Genomic DNA, 18,056 nt, shown 5'->3' with positions numbered 1-18,056 from the left:
TGCAACACTGATTTGAATTTCACGCATTGCAACTTGCCAATTCGGCCAGAAAGAACAAAAACGAAAGAACTCTGACTATTTGGAACTGCTATGTCCCTTTCCTTCCGCCAAGCCGACATTCTTGAGATCGCAAGCACCGAAGGCCGCGTCACGGTAGAGGGGCTGGCAGAGCGGTTCGGGGTCACCGTCCAAACCATCCGGCGCGACCTGACCGAGCTGGCCGATACCGGCAAACTCGACAGGGTGCATGGTGGTGCGGTTCTGCGTTCCGGGGTGTCCAACATCGGGTATGAGGATCGCCGCACCCTGAACGCGGATGCCAAGACCCTGATGGCGCAGGCCTGCGCACAGGATATTCCCGACGGTGCCTCGATCTTTCTGAATATCGGCACCTCGACCGAAGCCGTCGCGCGGCAATTGCTGAACCACAAGACCCTGATGGTGGTGACCAACAATATGAATGTTGCAAACATACTGGTCGAAAACCCGGGCTGCGAGATTGTTGTGGCTGGCGGCGTGTTGCGGCGCTCGGACGGTGGTCTGATCGGCAACCAGACCGTCAACACGATCCGACAGTTCAAATTCGACTATGCGGTAATCGGATGCTCGGCGTTGGATACCGAGGGCGATTTGCTGGATTTCGACTTTCAGGAAGTGCATGTCAGCCAAACCATCATCGCACAGGCGCGGCGCACGTTTCTGGTGGCCGATCATTCAAAGTTCCAACGCTCGGCCCCGGCGCGGATCGCCTCACTGGCCGAAATCGACACGGTGTATACCGATCAGCCACTGCCTGCGGACCTGTCGGGAAAATGCACCGCCTGGGACACAAACGTTCGACTGTGCCCGTGACCCGGGATTGCGACCGCCTTCCACCATAAATGGATTGACGATCGTCCCCCTACACCTGAGGATGGGGCAACCGTCCAGAAAGGAGGCGCGAGCATGGGACTTCTGGGACAGCCTTTGGGCTACTACGATTACCTGACCTTCGTTGCATTGATCCTGTTGCTGGCCGCTGTGATGGCGCTGTTTCTGTTCATCATGGGTCTGCCCGGTCGCATCGCGATCAAACGCAACCATCCGCACGCCGAAGCCGTCAAGATCATGGGATGGATGGGGTTTCTGGCCGTTGTGCCATGGGTCCATGCCTTCATGTGGGCATTTCACGACGGCATCACGGTTGATATGCGTCGCGGCCCCGACGAAGAAAAAGAAGCCATCCGCAAAGACATTGAACGCTTAGGCGGGACCGTCAAAGAAGAATATCAGGCCGCGTCGGACGAGACGCAGAAAAGCTAAGGCCAAAGGAAACATCCGCACATGTTCGTCGCCCTGGGCATCACGCTTTTCTACATCATTTTCGTCTGGTTCATCTTCTTCAAGATGGAGTGGCTGAAGTTCAACATCGCCTGGGGGATTGTATCCTTCTGGGTCGGCGCGCATCTATTGCTGATCTTTTTGGTCGCGCTACGGTTCTTCCAGCCTTTCTCGGTCGACAGTCACGTCGTACGGTCCACCATTCAGATCGTACCCAAGCTAACACAGCCGACGATCCTGACCGAAGTTCTGGTGGAACCGAACACACCCGTCACCAAGGGCGATCCGCTCTATCGCTTCGACGATACGGTGTTTTCGCTGGCGGTGGACAATGCGCAGGCGCAGTTGGTGGCCGCGCAGCAGAACGCTAAAATCTTGGAACAGGATGTCATCGCCTCGACCGAAGCGGTTGAGCGGGCCATTGCGCAACTGGATTATGCCTTCACCCAGCAAGCGCGATACGAAAATCTCGTTCCCGCCGGAGGTGCGCGACAGGATGAGCTGGATCGCTGGAACGAACAAGTGACCGAGGATCAGGCGGCGGTGAAACAAGCCGAAGCCAATTTGCAAAAATCTATTCTCGCGCAGGAATCCCAGATCGACGGTGTGAATACCGGCATTCTGCAAGCGCAGGCGCAATTGGCCGAGGCCGAGTATTTCTTAAACAACACAACGATCTATGCCCCGGAAAACGGCATGATCGTCTCACAACAGGCCCGCCCCGGTCTTGTGGTCGGTGACATTCGACTGGGCGCAATCGCCAGCTTCGTGACCGAGGATAACCCTTATCTTCTGGCAACGTTCCGGCAGCAAAACCTGAAATTCGTCGAGGTCGGACAAGAGGTTGAGGTCGCCCTTGATCTATATCCCGGCGAAATCCTACCCGGCAAGGTCGAGGCGATCTGGTGGGCGACGCGACAGGGTCAGTATCTACCCTCGGGCCGCCTGCCCGGTTTCGAATTGCCGAAACTGCCCGGTCGGATCGCGGTTCAGATCACGGTCGATCTGCCCGAAGACCATATTCTTCCCGCCGGCGGTCACGCTGCCGTCGCCATCTATACCGGTCAGGGCAAAAGCTTTGAGTTTCTGAGGCGCATCAATATCCGCCTCTACTCCTTCGCCAATTTCATCCGACCGCTGGACATTTGAGGACGCAGAGCATGACACGGGCCAAACCCTTTCGATACCTGATGGGAACGGCCCTGTGCGCAGCGATGCTGACCGCCTGCACGCCGGTTGGCCCGGATTTTGTGCGCCCGAACTCTCCGGTCGTGAAAGAGTGGATCGAGGTCAACAGCCCCAGCACAGGGCCAAGCGGCCTGACCTCGCGCAGCGCGCCGGTGGTGAAGTGGTGGGAGACGTTCAATGACCCCACCCTCAACAAGCTGGTGGCCGAGGCTTATGCCCAGAACCTGACTTTGCAGGTTGCCGGAGCCCGTGTGTTGCAGGCCCGCGCGCAGTTGGGGATCGCCTTTGGCGAGCTTTACCCTCAGTCGCAGGCAATTGGTGGATCTCTGGAACGGCGACAGATCAGCGATAACCTTGGGCCGATCTCGGATATCAACCGCATCATCCCGCTGGATACCGAGTTTTCGACCTCGCAAGTAGGCTTTGATGCGCAATGGGAGCTGGATGTCTGGGGCGCGCAACGACGGGGTGTTCAGGCTGCACGGTCGAACCTTGCCCTTCAGGTTGCCAATTACGATGACGCGCTGGTGACGCTGACCGGGGATGTGGCGGCACTGTATGTCAATATCCGTGCCTTGCAGGAATCTTTGGCCGTTGCCCGCGAAAACATCACCCTTCAACAAGAGTCGCTGGACCTGACCCAGCTACGTTTCAACAACGGCGTCACAACCGAACTGGACGTTCAGGAATCCACCGCCCTGTTGAACAATACCAAAGCCTTGGTGCCCGAGTTAGAGAGCGACCTGCAACAAACCAAGAATGCGCTGGCCGTCTTGCTTGGCGCAACGCCCTCACGGATGACCAGCCTTTTGGGCAACTTCGGGCGCATCCCTTCCGCCCGGTCCAATGTCGCCGTGGGTGTTCCGGCAGAATTACTGCGTCGCCGTCCGGATGTGCGCGCGGCGGAACTGGCGGCCGCCACGCAATCGGCGCAGGTGGGTATCGCCATGGCGGACCTGTATCCACAATTCGTGTTGTCCGGCTCGATCGGCTTGCAGGCCTCGGGCGGGCGCGATCTGTTCAGCTCGAACAGCACGACGGGTCTGGCCAGCGCGGGCGTGGTCTGGAACGTGCTGAACTATGGGCGCATCAAGAACAATGTCCGCGCACAGGACGCGGCCTATCAGGCGCTGATCGCCAATTACCAGAACACCGTCCTGACCGCCTATTCCGAGGTCGAAAGCGCCATGGTCGCCTATGCGCAGGCCCGCAAGCAGGTCGGGCTGTACCAGCAAAGCGTCGATGCCTCGCGCAAGGCCGCGGATATTGCGGTCAGCCAATATCGTGACGGGATCGCTGACTATTCGCGTGTTCTGAATACGCAAACCGCGCTCTTGCGGTCTCAGGCTAATTTGATCGAGGCACGGCAACAGGTCTCAAGCAATTTGGTCGCCGTTTACAAAGGCCTCGGTGGCGGATGGCAAATTCGTCAGAACCAGGAGTTCCTGCCGGAAACGGTTCTGGCCGAGATGGCGTATCGCACCGATTGGGGCGACCTGTTGCAACAGGACCCCACCGGGGCGAGTCTAAACTAGGCGTTACTTTGTCAGCCCGCGCAGCCCGCCTGAAATCAGGATATTCACCTCATACAAAATGCGCGGCGCGGCCAGTCCGCCGGGGCTGGCCAGATAGTTCGGGCTCCATTCCGGGTCGAACTTCTGTTTGAACGCGCGCAGCCCTTCGAAGTGGTAGAACTGCTCGCCATGTTCATAGACAAACCCGCCGATCCGGTTCCAGAGCGAGGCCAACTGGCGGTTTTCAATGCCTGAAAACGGGGCCGCGCCCAGCGAGAACCAGTGAAACCCCTGCTCGGATCCCCAGACCATCATCTCAGCAAACAGCGCATCCATGACAAAACTGGGGCTGTCGGGTTCATACCGCATCAGATCCAGTGACAGTTCCGACTTGTTGCCGCCTTGAAACAGGTTGGCAAAGGCCATGATCTGCCCGGTCTCACCATTTCGCAGCACCGCATGATCGAAATAGGACAGGTAGTCGTCGTCGAATCCGCCCAGGGCAAAGCCTTTTTCAGCCCCTGCTTTCTGCGCCAGCCAGTCATCCGAGATTTTCCGCAGCTCCGGCAATATCGGCGCGAGGTTTTCTTTCGGGATGATTTCGAACACATACCCTTCCCGCTCGGCCCGGTTCTTGGCCTGCCGGAACCGTTTGCGGGATTTGCCATCCAGCGAGAAATCTTGCAGCGGAACGCGCGCGACCTCACCGATTTTCAGGATCGACAGGCCCAGATCAAGGAAGGTCGGCAGGTATTTGGTCGAGACGCTGTAGAAAGCACACAGCTTGCCTTCGCGATCCGCCATCTCTCGCAACTGCCAGACCAATTGTTGCCCGGCCTTTTCATCCCCTACCGGCTCGCCCTTGGAAATGATGGCGTTGCCGGTGTCGGCATAGGCAATGAATGCTGTCTCATCCGGAGCGATGAGGAATTGCTTGTCTCCGGTCAGGGAGATTTGGGATTCGGTGTCCTCACTCTCCATCACCAACCGCTCGACGACCTCGGGGATTTCGGTGCGGACCGGTGCCGGTATCTCGCGCCCGAACAACGAGGTCACGGCAACGATGCCCACGATTACCGCCACCACAAGGCTGGATCGCAGGAACCGCGAGGCGTCGCCGTTCCACGCGAATTCCCACCAAAGGGCGTTCTGGTATTCGACATGGGAATAGGCAAAGAGGCCGATCCAGAAGATCACCGCCAACAGGACGACCACACTGATCAGCCATGGGACGTTCAGCCGGAAAATCGACGCCCCGCTGACCCGGTAAAACGCGCCTCGGAACAGCGCCAGCACGGCAATCGTGACCAACAGGCCAATGGCTTCATGCGTGTCCAACCCCTTGGCGAGCGAGGCGGCAAAGCCCGCCACCATCAGCAACATCGCCACGACCCACGCCCGGTAGAGTTTGCGGAACAGACCCCGCGATACCAGCAGCAGCAGAACACCAACCGCGCTGCCCGCCAGATGCGACGCCTCGACAAAGGACAAGGGCAGCACGTCACGCAAGACACTCAGGTTTTGGGAATTCGACGGCAACGCGCCCGAAACCAACAGGATGATACCTGCGGTTGCGGTCACACCCGCTGCGACCATCGGCACAATCGGGCGGATGGCCCGGTACACCCAAACCGCTGCCCCGCCAATCCGGTGGCGCTGTGTCAGGGCCGAGGCGACTGCGATGGACAAGCTGGCAATTGCAAAAGGAACAAAGGTGTAAACAACCCGATACAACAGCAACGCAGCGATCACGTCCGACCGACCCGAGGCCCCCAGCCCCGCGATCAAGGTGGCTTCGAACACGCCGATCCCTCCGGGCGCGTGGCTGAGGATACCGACCGCAATGGCGGCCACGTAGATCGTGAAGAAATAGGGAAATCCGACGCCCAGATCGTCGGGCATGAGCACGTACAAAACCATCGACGCACCCAGAAGGTCGCCCAAGGCCGCCAGCGTCAGCAAGCTGGCCAGTTTGCCACCCGGCAGGTTGAACTCAAACCCTGCGAACGAGAACCGGCGCCCGCCGCTGGCCAGCCAGAAGAACACCGTGACCAACCCGGTCAGCAAACACAGGCCAATGATCGTCTCGACCGTTTCGCTGATCGGCAGAACTTTGGAGATCCCATCGGGATGCAACGTTAACAGCACCCCAAGGATCAGAACCAACCCCATCCAGAACGCGACCCAGGACGTAGCGATCACCCCGGCCACACGCCCCAGATCCAGGCCCAGCGAGGCGTAGATCCGGTACCGGATCGCCGTGCCGGTGATGTAGGAAAACCCCAGGCAGTTGGAAACCGCATAACCGCTGGCCCCCGCCAAACCCGCAATCGGCAAGGGCACCTTGCCACCGCCTACGCTTTGCACCGCAAAGACATCATACAAGGACAAGGAGAAATAGCTTACTCCGGCCCAGAACAGGGCGATCAGCAGCAATGTCCAGGGCGTCGCGGCGATGTCGGATTGCACATCCGCCCATTTCACATGCGACGACAGCTCGTGCAGAACCGTCAAAGCGATCGCTGTGACCAGAACCGGAATGGCGATACGCACCCAGGGTTTTTCCAGCATCCCGGTCAGCTTTTCAGCCCATTGCATCGCCTTGGACTCGTCGCTGTGGTCCTGTGCTGTCATGCTGCGCGCCCCTGCCGTTTTCTTAACCGTGTGCGACGCCAGCCCCTTGGTCTAACGCGCCCCTTTGGGGCGACACGCAAAGAAACTCTGTCACAATTTCCTTCCGGGTCAAAGCGCTATGCCCTGTCAGAACCGACCCTTGCGAGTAGACAGCAGCAGGTTCGTCTCGGATCGGGTGATCCCCTCCATCCGGCGGATCTGAAAAATCACCTCGTCCAATTCGACCAGCGTTTCGGTTCCGATCTCGGCAATCAGATCCCAGCTGCCGTTGGTGGAATGCACGGCCCGTACCTGCTGCATAGCACCGATACGGGCCATCGTACGCTCGGTCCCGCGCCCTTCGATTTCCAACATCATCAACCCACGCACCGGGCTTTGCGCCACGTCGCGGCGGGTCAGAACCGTAAAGCCGACAATCTCACCCGACTGTTTCAACCGCTGCATCCTGCTGCGCACGGTTGTGCGGGTCACCCCCAGCGTTTCAGCCAGTTCCGACAGAGACGCCCGCGCATCCCGGTGCAGCGCGCTGATCAGTCGATTGTCCAGTTCGTCCATAACTTGTTTCCGTTTCGGATTTCTTAAGTTCATTTTGAACAATTTGCCGTCTTCCAGCAAGATATATCGAACGGTTAAATGGACACATGGATATCAAGAACATCATATTGATCGGTGCACCGCTGGATGCCGGCAAACGGCGTCAGGGGTGCCGAATGGGCCCCGATGCCTACCGTGTTGCCGGGTTGGAAACCGCGCTGGCCGAGTTGGGGCACAAAGTCACCGACTGGGGCGATGTGGCCCCTGACGCGGTGCAGATGCCGGAACATGAACACCTGTTTTCGCTGCCCGAATGCGTGGGTTGGACAAGCGCGCTCAGCCGCGCAACGCAGAAGGCCGCGCCCGAGGGAACACCGGTCTTTTTGGGCGGGGATCACGCCTTGTCGATGGGCACCGTTGCCGGAATGGCAGCATATGCACAACAGATCGACCGCCCGCTATTTGTCCTGTGGCTCGACGCCCACAGCGATTTTCATACGCCGACCAGCACCGGCAGCGGAAACCTGCACGGCACGCCGGTCGCCTATTTCACTGGCCAGCCGGGGTTCGAGGCGTTTCCGCCCCTGCCCGCCACAGTGCCTACAAATCGGGTCGGCATGATCGGCTTGCGTTCTGTCGATCCCGCCGAACGCGCGGTTCTCGAGCAGGACCAGGCCATGCTGGCCGACATGCGCAGTATCGACGAACACGGGATCAAAGCACCTCTGATGGCATTTCTGGATCGGGTTCGGGCCGAAAACGGCCTGCTGCACGTGTCGCTGGATGTGGATTTCCTCGATCCGGCCATTGCGCCAGCGGTCGGAACCACCGTGCCCGGCGGCGCAACTGAACGTGAGGCGCATCTGGCCATGGAACTGCTGCATGAAAGCGGATTGGTCAGCTCGCTCGATCTGGTGGAACTGAACCCGTTTCTGGACGAACGCGGGCGCACCGCACGACTGATGGTGGATCTGACTGCGTCGCTGATGGGACGCCGGATCTTTGACCGCCCCACACGGAGCTTCTGATGACTGCACCTTCCGACAAGGCCCTGGTCCCGTTCGTATCCGTCGACAACATGATGAGGCTGGTCCACCACATCGGCGTCGAAGCGATGATCGCCAAAATCGCCACTCAGATCGAAGCCGATTTCAAACGGTGGGAAAGCTTTGACAAAACCCCGCGCATCCCAGCGCATTCCCCACATGGGGTGATCGAGCTGATGCCAACCTCGGATGGTGAGGCTTACGGGTTCAAATACGTCAACGGCCACCCGAAGAACACGTCTGAGGGGCTGCAGACTGTCACCGCATTTGGTCTGCTGGCAGATGTTTACACCGGCTACCCGACGCTGTTGACGGAAATGACCATTCTGACGGCGCTGCGGACTGCGGCCACTTCCGCCCTGGTGGGTCAATATCTTGCGCCCAAGGGCGCGACCACCATGGCTATGATCGGCAATGGCGCGCAGTCCGAATTCCAATGCCTTGCGTTCAAAGCAATGTGCGGGATCGAAACCGTTCGCCTTTATGACATCGATGCCAACGCGACCGTCAAATGCGCGGCAAATCTTCAGGGAAAGGGCTTGAACGTGGTGGCTTGTAAAACGGCCGAGGAAGCGATCGAGAGTGCTCAGATCATCACCACCTGCACGGCCGACAAGAAATACGCCACCATCCTGACCGACAACATGGTCGGACCCGGTGTTCACATCAACGCAATCGGCGGCGATTGCCCCGGCAAAACCGAACTGCACCGCGATATCCTGCTGCGCTCGGACATATTTGTGGAATACCCCGAGCAGACGCGGATCGAGGGTGAGATTCAGGCGCTTGACCCTGATTACCCCGTCACCGAGATCTGGCAGGTCATGACCGGCCAGATCGAAGGTCGCACCGATGACAGGCAAATCACCCTGTTCGACAGCGTGGGTTTCGCAATTGAGGATTTCTCGGCCCTGCGCGTGATCAAAAGCGTGGTCGAGGGGACCGATTTCTACGAACCGCTGGATATGCTCGCTGACCCCGACGACCCGCGCGACCTGTTTGGGATGTTGATGCGGGCGGGATGATAGCCCAACCGATCACTGCTTGAGCCATAGCCGGCAAAGGGGGCTCTGCCCCCGCCACCCTGCGGGCGACTCCCCCGGGATATTTATAGCCAGATGAAGAAACGGATCCTTAACCATTCTGGTCGAAAAGAGTTCTGCGGTACAGGCGGAGGCGCCGATGACCGCGCCAGGTGAAGCTCTCTGGCCTGTCGGTCAGAGAGTGGATCCCTGCTTCATCTGGCTAAAAATACCTCGGAGCGCGAGGCAGAGCCTCGCATGGCTCTACCCGGCCAAAGACGGCAGGTATAGAACGATCCCCGGGAACGCCACAAGCAAGGCAATCGTCGCAGCATCTGCGATGAAGAAAGGTGTGACGCCTTTGAAGACATCCTGAACACTCAGATCCGGCCGCACGCCTGCGACGACGAAACAGTTCAATCCGATTGGGGGCGTGATCAAACAGAACTCGGCCATTTTAACCACCAGTATTCCGAACCAGATGGCGCACATGGGGCCAGACATGCCAAAGGCGCTCTCGGCCGCGCTGACGGTTTCACCGCCGTTCAGGGCCATGACCGCCGGATAAACCACCGGAAGGGTCAGCAACAGCATGCCGATTGCGTCCATGAACATGCCCAGCACGGCATAGGCCAGAAGGATGCAGATCAGGATCAGCATCGGGGACATTTCCAAAGAGGTAATCCAGTCCGAGAACGCGCCCGGCAGGTCGGCGAAGCCAAGAAAGCGCACATAGATCAAAACGCCCCAGATGATCGAAAAGATCATGGCCGTCAGTTTGGCCGTTTCCAGCAGGGCGGATTTGAACTCGGGCCAGCGCATGCCATGAAACAGGGCGAAGCAGAACACGATGAAAGCGCCAATTGCGCCGCCTTCGGTTGGGGTACCCCAGGCTTTGTCTCCGAACGGGTTGTAGACAAAGCAGATGATGATCAGGATGACGGCAACGATGGGGATTGCGCCCGGCAGAGCAGCGAAACGTTGCTTCCAACTGAAGCCGGTGACGGGGGGGCCAACGGATTTGAACACAACCGCGATCCCAACGATCAGTAGCCCGTAGACAAGGGCTGAAAATGCGCCCGGTATGAACCCGGCCAGAAGCAGTTTTCCGACGTCCTGCTCGACGATGATTGCGTAGATCACAAGGATCGCTGATGGCGGGATGAGAGAGGCCAATGTGCCCCCAGCGGCCACAACACCAGCGGCGAAGCGTTTGTTGTAGCCGACGCTCAACATCTCGGGGATGGCGATGCGGGCGAACACGGCAGAGGTGGCGACTGACGCGCCGGACACGGCGGCAAATCCTGCGGTGGCGAAGATGGTCGAGACGGCCAACCCGCCGGGCACCCAGGCAATCCAGCGTTTGGCCGCTTCGAACAACGCTCGGGTCAGACCGGCGTAGTAGGCCAGATATCCGATCAGGATGAAGGTCGGGATCAGGCTGAGTGTATGGGCCGCCACCTTGGAATGCGGCACCTGCCCCGCCGTTTTGACGGCAACGGTGACGGCCTTGCCGAACCGGTCGGGGTCGTAACCGAACTTGGCCCAGAAGATCCAGATCAGGCCGAACAACCCGGCCAGACCCGCCGCAAAGGCCACTCGCATACCGGTTACAACCAGAACCAGCAGGCCACCTGTGACCCAAAGGCCGATCTCGATCGTGTCCATGCGCTAGTCCTGCCCTTCGAACTGATCGGCCTCAGCTGCGGCCTGTGCTGCGGCGTCCTGGATCAGGGGTACGGCCACCGGCGCATCCAGCCCCAGTACAAAAGCGCGCCCGTATCCCCAGACCTGCAAGACCAGCCGCAGACACAGCACCGAGAACGCCACCGGTGCCAGCAGTTTAGCAGGCCACAGAGGTATTCCGATGTCGATGGAACTGTCGCGGCTCCATAACGGTGCACCAAAATCGAAGGACCGGTCGAAATGGGACCAACTGCCCCAGACAAGGGCCAGCATCAGGGCAAGGATCAGGATGACCGAGATCATTTCGAACAGCCACAACGCACGCCCGTGCAGTCGCGAGATGACAATATCCATCCGGATATGCCCGCCATCCCGCTGGACGTAGGAGATACCCAGAAAGGCGATCAGGGGCATCGCCTGCTCGATCCAGTCCACATAGCCGGGCAAAGGCGCGTTGATTGCGTTGCGTCCGCTGACCGAAAAAACGGCCAGAACCATCAGGCCAAACACGGCAAGACCGCTGATCAGCGCCAGAAAACGCTCGAGCGTCAGCAGACGCTGATCCAGCTGGCTGAGGCGGCTGCCGTCTTCCAGCACCGTGGCTGTACCTGCCATTCCGGTGATCCTTTATGTCAGGGATGTCCGGGCACCCTGACCGAGCGCCCGGAGATACGATCAGTTGCCGCCGCGCTGTTGCTGCAACGTGGACTGAACCAGATCATAAAGCTCTTGTGCGGGAAGACCTTGCGCGGACATGTCGGCAATCCATTGTTCACGGATCGGATCAGCGGCCTTGGTGCGGAACTCTTCGATGACTGCATCATCGATCATCACCTTGGTCACGCCCTTTTCTTCCAGAACGCTGTCCCACTGTTCCAGCAAGCCGCCGTAATTGGCCAGATAGTGATCGATGGCCTCGTCAATCGAGCTGTCGAGCGCTTCGCGGTGTTCCGGTGACAAAGCCTCATACGCGTCGATATTGACCACAACCGGGCAGTTCACCGTGCCGGGGTTCAGGTTTGCGGTCCACCAGTCGGCCTCATTGATCGTGCCAAAGGACAGATGTGCATGCTGGGCAAAGGCCACTGTGTCGACCACGCCGGATTCCATCGCGTTGAAGGCTTCGGTGGCCGGAACCGAGGTCGGGACCCCTCCAACCGCTTCAAACGCTTGCCCCAGACCACCGGTTGCACGGACGCGCATGCCTTCGAACTCGGCCAGTTGATCGCGCGGATCGCCGGTGCCGACCAGATTGTATTGCGGCATGGGCGAGGTCATGAGCAGGCGCGCGTTCCACTGCGCCATCTCTTCCTGCACGGCGGGATGGTCATAGACCGCGTGGCTGACGGCAACCTCTTCCGCCAGGTTGTTTACCCCCAGAAATGGCAGTTCCAGAACGGTAATCGCCCGGTTCTTGTCGCGGTGATAACCTGCGCAGAACTGCGCCATCTCGAAGGCACCGATCTCGATCCCGTCCAGATTCTCACGCGGCTTGGACAACCCGCCATAGCTGACATTGATGGTAAAATCCCCGCCGGTCTTTTCATTCACCAGCTCTGCCAGTTTTTCGACATGTTCGGTAAAGGCCCGGCGCTTGCCCCAGACCGAGGCATTCCATTCGGTCGCTGATGCCTCGGCGACAAAGGCAATGCTTATTGCGGCGGCGGCAGCACCGCTCAACATCTTTTTCATGTGATCTCTCCCTTATGTGCACCTCCTCCCGAGGCGCTTGGAAAAAAGCTAGCGCCAACATTCGCCGATGCCAACCCTGCACAGAGATTGGCAAAGTTTTGCCGGACACTTTGAGAGGCGCTTGATCGGTGCATCCAGCGGATCCACCCACCCATCATGGAAGCCTGAGGGCAAGCCAGCGCCGTTGGTATCATTACAACTTAGCTTTTGTTTTTTAACTATATTTAATCAAAAATTTATATTTTGTTTACAAATTTACCCAACGGAAAGAAATTTTTTGACAAACAAATTCAAGGATTACGGCAATTTATTTCATTATTTTCTGAACCCGGCCATACTGCGATCGGGGAGGAATGGGATCGACTTTGCCCGATCTTGGGGAAAGAAATGACCCAGTGAAATCCAGTCCAGAGGGAGGAGCCTCAAAAATGACCACCGCTGCCCAGGCAGATGCCAAGACTTATCCGCCATCCGCAGAAACCGTCGCACGTGCGCATGTCGATGCCGCGAAATATGACGCGATGTATGCAGCTTCGATCAGCGACCCTGACGCGTTTTGGGCCGAACAGGGCAAGCGCGTTGACTGGATCAAGCCTTTCTCTCAGGTCAAAGACGTCGATTACAGCTTTGGCTCGGTCAAGATCAACTGGTATGCCGATGGTACGCTAAACGTCTCGGCCAATTGTCTGGACCGTCATCTGGAGACGCGTGGAGATCAGACAGCGATCATCTGGGAACCGGATGATCCAAACGACCCTGCCCAGCACATCACCTATGCCGAGTTGCACCGCCGCACCTGCCGGATGGCGAATACTCTGGAATCACTGGGTGTGCGCAAAGGCGATCGCGTGGTGATCTACCTGCCGATGATCCCCGAGGCGGCCTATACCATGCTGGCCTGCGCACGCATTGGTGCGATCCATTCCATCGTGTTCGCCGGTTTCTCGCCGGACGCGCTGGCGGCGCGGATCAACGGCTGCGATGCCAAGGTTGTCATCACCGCCGACGAAGCACCGCGTGGCGGGCGCAAGACGCCACTGAAATCGAACGCGGATGCGGCGTTGCTGCATTGCAAAGACACGGTGAAATGTCTTGTCGTCAAACGCACCGGTGGTCAGACCACCTGGATCGATGGCCGCGACTATGATTACAATGAGATGGCCTTAGAGGCAGACGACTATTGCGCGCCCGCCGAGATGAGCGCCGAGGATCCTCTGTTCATTCTCTATACATCCGGCTCGACCGGCCAACCGAAAGGCGTTGTGCACACCACCGGCGGCTATCTGGTTTACGCTGCCATGACGCATGAGATCACGTTCGATTATCACGAAGGCGACGTGTATTGGTGTACGGCGGATGTCGGCTGGGTGACCGGCCACAGCTATATCGTCTACGGCCCGCTGGCCAATGGTGCGACCACACTGATGTTCGAAGGTGTGCCGACCTATCCGGATGCCAGCCGCTTCTGGCAGGTTTGCGAAAAGCACAAGGTCAACCAGTTCTACACCGCGCCGACTGCAATCCGCGCCCTGATGGGTCAGGGCAACGAGTTTGTCGAGAAATGCGACCTGAGCGATCTACGCACACTGGGTACCGTGGGTGAGCCGATCAACCCCGAAGCCTGGAACTGGTACAACGACGTTGTCGGCAAGGGCAAATGCCCCATCGTGGATACATGGTGGCAGACCGAAACCGGCGGTCACCTGATGACCCCCCTGCCCGGCGCACATGCGATGAAGCCCGGTTCGGCGATGAAGCCGTTCTTTGGCATTCAGCCCGTGGTTCTGGACCCCCAATCCGGCGTCGAGATCGAAGGCAACGGCGTCGAAGGCGTTCTGTGCATCAAAGACAGTTGGCCCGGTCAGATGCGCACCGTCTGGGGTGATCATGAGCGGTTCGAGAAGACCTATTTCTCGGACTACAAAGGCTATTACTTCACTGGTGACGGCTGCCGTCGCGACGAAGATGGCGACTACTGGATCACCGGCCGTGTGGATGACGTGATCAACGTATCCGGTCACCGCATGGGCACGGCCGAGGTGGAAAGCGCTCTGGTCGCGCATGCCGCTGTGGCCGAGGCCGCCGTTGTGGGCTATCCCCATGAAATCAAAGGACAAGGCATCTATTGTTATGTCACTTTGATGAATGATCGCGAACCTTCGGATGATCTGCTGAAAGAGTTGCGCACATGGGTTCGGACCGAGATCGGCCCGATTGCCTCGCCCGATGTAATCCAGTGGGCCCCGGGCTTGCCCAAGACCCGTTCAGGCAAAATCATGCGCCGTATCCTGCGCAAGATTGCCGAGAACGACTTTGACAGCCTGGGCGATACGTCGACACTCGCCGATCCTTCGGTTGTCGAAGACCTGATCGAAAACCGTGCGAATAAGTGAGGATGTGATGGACGCTGCCACGACCATATCCCCCGCTGTTCTGATCCTTCTCGGGCCTCCGGGCGCCGGGAAGGGTACGCAAGCCCGGATGCTTGAGGACAAATTCGGCCTCGTTCAACTCAGCACGGGCGATCTTTTGCGCGCCGCTGTGGCCGCAGGCACCGAGGCAGGTAATGCGGCAAAAGCAGTAATGGAGGCTGGCGATCTGGTCAGTGACGAGATCGTCATCGCCATCCTGCGCGACCGTATGGCGGAACCCGATTGCGCCAAGGGTGTCATCCTTGACGGCTTCCCTCGTACAACTGTTCAGGCCGAGGCGCTGGATGCCTTGCTGGCGGAAAACGACCAGAAGATCAGCGCCGCAATCAGCCTTGAGGTTGAAGACGCCGAAATGGTGATCCGCATTTCGGGCCGCTACACCTGCGCAGGCTGTGGCGAAGGCTATCACGACCGGTTCAAACAGCCCGCCGTTGAAGGCACCTGCGACAATTGCGGCGGCACCGAGTTCAAGCGTCGCGCGGATGACAACGCGGAAACGGTGGCTTCGCGCCTGACCGCCTATCACGCGCAGACCGCACCGCTGATCAGCTACTACGAAACCCAAGGCGTGCTGAAACGCACAAACGCCATGGGCCAGATTGAGGACATCGCGCGCGACCTGGAGGTGATCGTCAGCGACGCGATGAAGTAAGGGGAGGAGAAAGGCCGCAAGGCTTTGATCCTACAACAGAATACTTCAATGAACCGCCCTGGCGGAACAGAGAAGTTATGCCGGACGTCACGGGGCGTTTGGAAACATCGAGAAGCGGCCCGCAGCACTGGAGGAGTTGGGCAACGGGCCGCCCAACGAGGAAGCGAAGGAGGAACCCGCAATGGCGGATCAATCTACAAACTCCGCGCAGACTGCCGAAGCCGATAAGGGCTATTGGCAGGCCAACCTGCGCCTCATCTACATCAGCCTCGCGATCTGGGCGCTGGTGTCGTTTGGATTCGGCATTCTGCTGCGTCCGCTGCTGTCCGGCATTTCTGTTGGCGGCACCGATCTGGGCTTTTGGTTCGCCCAGCAGGGTTCGATCCTGGTCTTTCTGGTGCTGATCTTCAACTACGCCTGGCGCATGAACAAGCTGGACGCCGAATACGGCGTGGATGAAGAGTAAGGGAGAGCGGGGACAATGGATCAGTTTACCATCAACCTGCTGTTTGTTGGCGCATCCTTTGCGCTATACATCGGCATCGCGATCTGGGCCCGCGCGGGTTCCACATCGGAATTCTACGCCGCCGGTCGCGGCGTTCACCCGGTCACCAACGGTATGGCAACAGCGGCAGACTGGATGTCTGCGGCCTCGTTCATCTCGATGGCGGGCCTGATTGCCTTTACCGGCTATGACAACTCGACCTTCCTGATGGGTTGGACCGGCGGCTACGTGCTGCTGGCTCTGCTGCTTGCGCCCTACCTGCGTAAGTTCGGCAAATACACCGTCTCGGAATTCATCGGCGACCGCTTCTACAGCCAGACCGCACGTGTCGTTGCGGTTGTCTGTCTGATCGTTGCGTCGGTGACCTACGTGATCGGTCAGATGACCGGCGTGGGCGTGGCCTTTGGCCGCTTCCTCGAGGTTGACAACACCACCGGCCTGCTGATCGGTGCCGCAGTTGTGTTTGCCTACGCGGTGTTTGGTGGGATGAAGGGCGTGACCTACACTCAGGTCGCTCAGTACTGCGTGCTGATCACCGCCTACACCATCCCGGCCATCTTCATCTCGCTGCAGCTGACAGGCACACCGATCCCGGCGCTGGGTCTATTTGGCGATACCGCAAGCGGTGAGCCGCTGCTGACCAAGCTGGACGCGATCGTGACCGAGCTGGGCTTTAACGAGTACACGGCCCACCATTCGAACACGCTGAACATGGTGCTGTTCACGCTGTCGCTGATGATCGGTACCGCCGGTCTGCCGCACGTGATCATGCGCTTCTTCACCGTGCCGAAAGTGTCTGACGCACGTTGGTCCGCTGGCTGGACGCTGGTCTTCATCGCTCTGCTGTATCTGACTGCCCCTGCGGTTGGTGCCATGGCGCGTCTGAACATCAGTGACATGATGTGGCCCAATGGCGGCATCGAAGGCGGAGCCGTGTCGGTCGAGGAAATCGACAACGATCCTCGCTATGACTGGATGGCCACATGGCAGAAAACCGGTCTGCTGGATTGGGAAGACAAAAACGGCGACGGCAAGATCCAGTACTACAACGATGCCAATGCAGATATGCAGGCACTCGCTGAAGAAAAAGGCTGGGTTGGGAACGAGCTGACCAAGTTCAACCGCGACATCCTGGTTCTGGCGAACCCGGAGATTGCCAACCTGCCAGGTTGGGTTGTGGGTCTGGTTGCTGCCGGTGGTCTGGCTGCTGCCCTGTCCACGGCTGCGGGTCTGTTGCTGGCGATCTCGTCGGCGGTGTCCCACGACCTTGTCAAAGGTGCGATCAACCCGTCGATCTCTGAAAAGGGTGAACTTCTGGCGGCGCGGATCGCAATGGCCGTGGCTATCGTGGTCGCAACATGGCTGGGTCTGAACCCACCGGGCTTTGCGGCGCAAACCGTGGCCTTGGCCTTTGGTCTGGCGGCAGCCTCGATCTTCCCGGCGCTGATGATGGGGATCTTCTCGACCCGCATCAACAACACCGGCGCGGTTGCTGGCATGATGGCTGGTCTGGTTGTGACCCTGGTCTACATCTTCCTGCACAAGGGCTGGCTGTTCATTCCGGGCACCAACTCGTTCACCGATGCTGACCCGCTGCTGGGTCCGATCAAGTCGACCTCGTTCGGCGCCATTGGTGCAATGATCAACTTCGGCGTTGCCTACGTCGTTGCCGGTATGACCAAAGAGACTCCGCAGGAGATCAAAGATCTGGTCGAAAGCGTTCGCATTCCCCGTGGTGCTGGCGCAGCTCAGAATAAATGAGCATGATGCGGTGCATGGATAACCTCTATGTGCCGCGTCTTTCGACTTACTGTTCCCGCCCGGCATTCCA

At 58.9% G+C, this 18,056-nt stretch carries 15 protein-coding genes; 10 read left to right on the top strand and 5 right to left on the bottom strand.

Features of this window, described 5'->3' with window-relative positions; translation table 11 throughout:
- Positions 1 to 90 precede the first annotated feature (90 nt).
- The 4 genes from ACR0KJ_RS02680 (at position 91) to ACR0KJ_RS02665 (ending at position 4,043) form a co-directional block, all read left to right on the top strand.
- A complete protein-coding gene (locus ACR0KJ_RS02680) occupies positions 91 to 852 on the top strand; it encodes a DeoR/GlpR family DNA-binding transcription regulator (RefSeq protein ID WP_170451267.1) in 762 nt (253 codons plus the stop codon).
- A gap of 93 nt (positions 853 to 945) precedes the next feature.
- Positions 946 to 1,302, top strand: a complete 357-nt coding sequence (locus ACR0KJ_RS02675) for a DUF3302 domain-containing protein (RefSeq protein ID WP_170518099.1) — start codon at positions 946 to 948, stop codon at positions 1,300 to 1,302.
- Between the two features lie 21 nt (positions 1,303 to 1,323).
- On the top strand, positions 1,324 to 2,469 hold the full coding sequence (locus ACR0KJ_RS02670; RefSeq protein ID WP_170621679.1) for an HlyD family secretion protein: 1,146 nt from the start codon (positions 1,324 to 1,326) through the stop codon (positions 2,467 to 2,469).
- An 11-nt stretch (positions 2,470 to 2,480) separates the two neighbouring features.
- On the top strand, positions 2,481 to 4,043 hold the full coding sequence (locus tag ACR0KJ_RS02665; RefSeq protein WP_170451273.1) for an efflux transporter outer membrane subunit: 1,563 nt from the start codon (positions 2,481 to 2,483) through the stop codon (positions 4,041 to 4,043).
- A 3-nt stretch (positions 4,044 to 4,046) separates the two neighbouring features.
- On the opposite strand, the gene mprF is transcribed toward ACR0KJ_RS02665, so the two are convergent.
- Both mprF and ACR0KJ_RS02655 read right to left on the bottom strand, forming a co-directional pair.
- Positions 4,047 to 6,656, bottom strand: a complete 2,610-nt coding sequence (gene mprF / locus ACR0KJ_RS02660) for a bifunctional lysylphosphatidylglycerol flippase/synthetase MprF (protein WP_480625918.1) — start codon at positions 6,654 to 6,656, stop codon at positions 4,047 to 4,049.
- Positions 6,657 to 6,782: 126 nt separating this feature from the next.
- Positions 6,783 to 7,211: an Lrp/AsnC family transcriptional regulator gene (locus ACR0KJ_RS02655; RefSeq protein WP_170451276.1), complete on the bottom strand. Its 429-nt coding sequence runs from the start codon at positions 7,209 to 7,211 to the stop codon at positions 6,783 to 6,785.
- Between the two features lie 86 nt (positions 7,212 to 7,297).
- Between ACR0KJ_RS02655 and rocF the strand changes: the two genes are divergently transcribed.
- Entirely contained in the window at positions 7,298 to 8,218 is a 921-nt protein-coding gene (gene rocF / locus ACR0KJ_RS02650) for an arginase (RefSeq protein ID WP_480625917.1), read from the top strand.
- Positions 8,218 to 9,261: an ornithine cyclodeaminase gene (locus tag ACR0KJ_RS02645; protein WP_480625916.1), complete on the top strand. Its 1,044-nt coding sequence runs from the start codon at positions 8,218 to 8,220 to the stop codon at positions 9,259 to 9,261. The genes rocF and ACR0KJ_RS02645 overlap by 1 nt, the downstream gene beginning before the upstream one ends.
- 261 nt (positions 9,262 to 9,522) lie before the next feature.
- On the opposite strand, the gene ACR0KJ_RS02640 is transcribed toward ACR0KJ_RS02645, so the two are convergent.
- From ACR0KJ_RS02640 to ACR0KJ_RS02630, 3 genes are read right to left on the bottom strand one after another with little or no spacing between them, the layout of a single operon-like run.
- Positions 9,523 to 10,926, bottom strand: a complete 1,404-nt coding sequence (locus ACR0KJ_RS02640) for a TRAP transporter large permease (protein WP_170451282.1) — start codon at positions 10,924 to 10,926, stop codon at positions 9,523 to 9,525.
- 3 nt (positions 10,927 to 10,929) lie between these two features.
- Complete coding sequence (locus tag ACR0KJ_RS02635; protein WP_480625915.1) at positions 10,930 to 11,559, bottom strand: TRAP transporter small permease subunit; 630 nt, start codon at positions 11,557 to 11,559, stop codon at positions 10,930 to 10,932.
- 60 nt (positions 11,560 to 11,619) lie between these two features.
- On the bottom strand, positions 11,620 to 12,636 hold the full coding sequence (locus ACR0KJ_RS02630; RefSeq protein ID WP_170451286.1) for a C4-dicarboxylate TRAP transporter substrate-binding protein: 1,017 nt from the start codon (positions 12,634 to 12,636) through the stop codon (positions 11,620 to 11,622).
- Positions 12,637 to 13,064: 428 nt separating this feature from the next.
- Here ACR0KJ_RS02630 and acs point away from each other — a divergent pair, with 428 nt between their 5' ends.
- The 4 genes from acs to ACR0KJ_RS02610 all read left to right on the top strand — a co-directional run bounded on the left by acs (position 13,065) and on the right by ACR0KJ_RS02610 (position 17,986).
- Positions 13,065 to 15,029 carry an acetate--CoA ligase gene (gene acs, locus ACR0KJ_RS02625; RefSeq protein WP_170451290.1) on the top strand — a complete coding sequence of 655 codons (1,965 nt, stop codon included), beginning with the start codon at positions 13,065 to 13,067 and terminating at the stop codon, positions 15,027 to 15,029.
- A gap of 7 nt (positions 15,030 to 15,036) precedes the next feature.
- The gene (locus ACR0KJ_RS02620) at positions 15,037 to 15,720 is read left to right on the top strand and encodes an adenylate kinase (RefSeq protein ID WP_170451292.1); all 684 of its coding nucleotides are present in this window, start codon (positions 15,037 to 15,039) and stop codon (positions 15,718 to 15,720) included.
- Positions 15,721 to 15,901: 181 nt separating this feature from the next.
- Positions 15,902 to 16,186: a DUF4212 domain-containing protein gene (locus ACR0KJ_RS02615; protein WP_170451294.1), complete on the top strand. Its 285-nt coding sequence runs from the start codon at positions 15,902 to 15,904 to the stop codon at positions 16,184 to 16,186.
- A gap of 15 nt (positions 16,187 to 16,201) precedes the next feature.
- Entirely contained in the window at positions 16,202 to 17,986 is a 1,785-nt protein-coding gene (locus tag ACR0KJ_RS02610; protein WP_170451296.1) for a sodium:solute symporter family protein, read from the top strand.
- Positions 17,987 to 18,056: the final 70 nt, after the last annotated feature.

It is taken from the genome of Ruegeria sp. AD6 (assembly GCF_056542325.1).
Note: the sequence above shows the minus strand (reverse complement) of the source record. Positions and strands in the feature narration are given on the sequence as shown.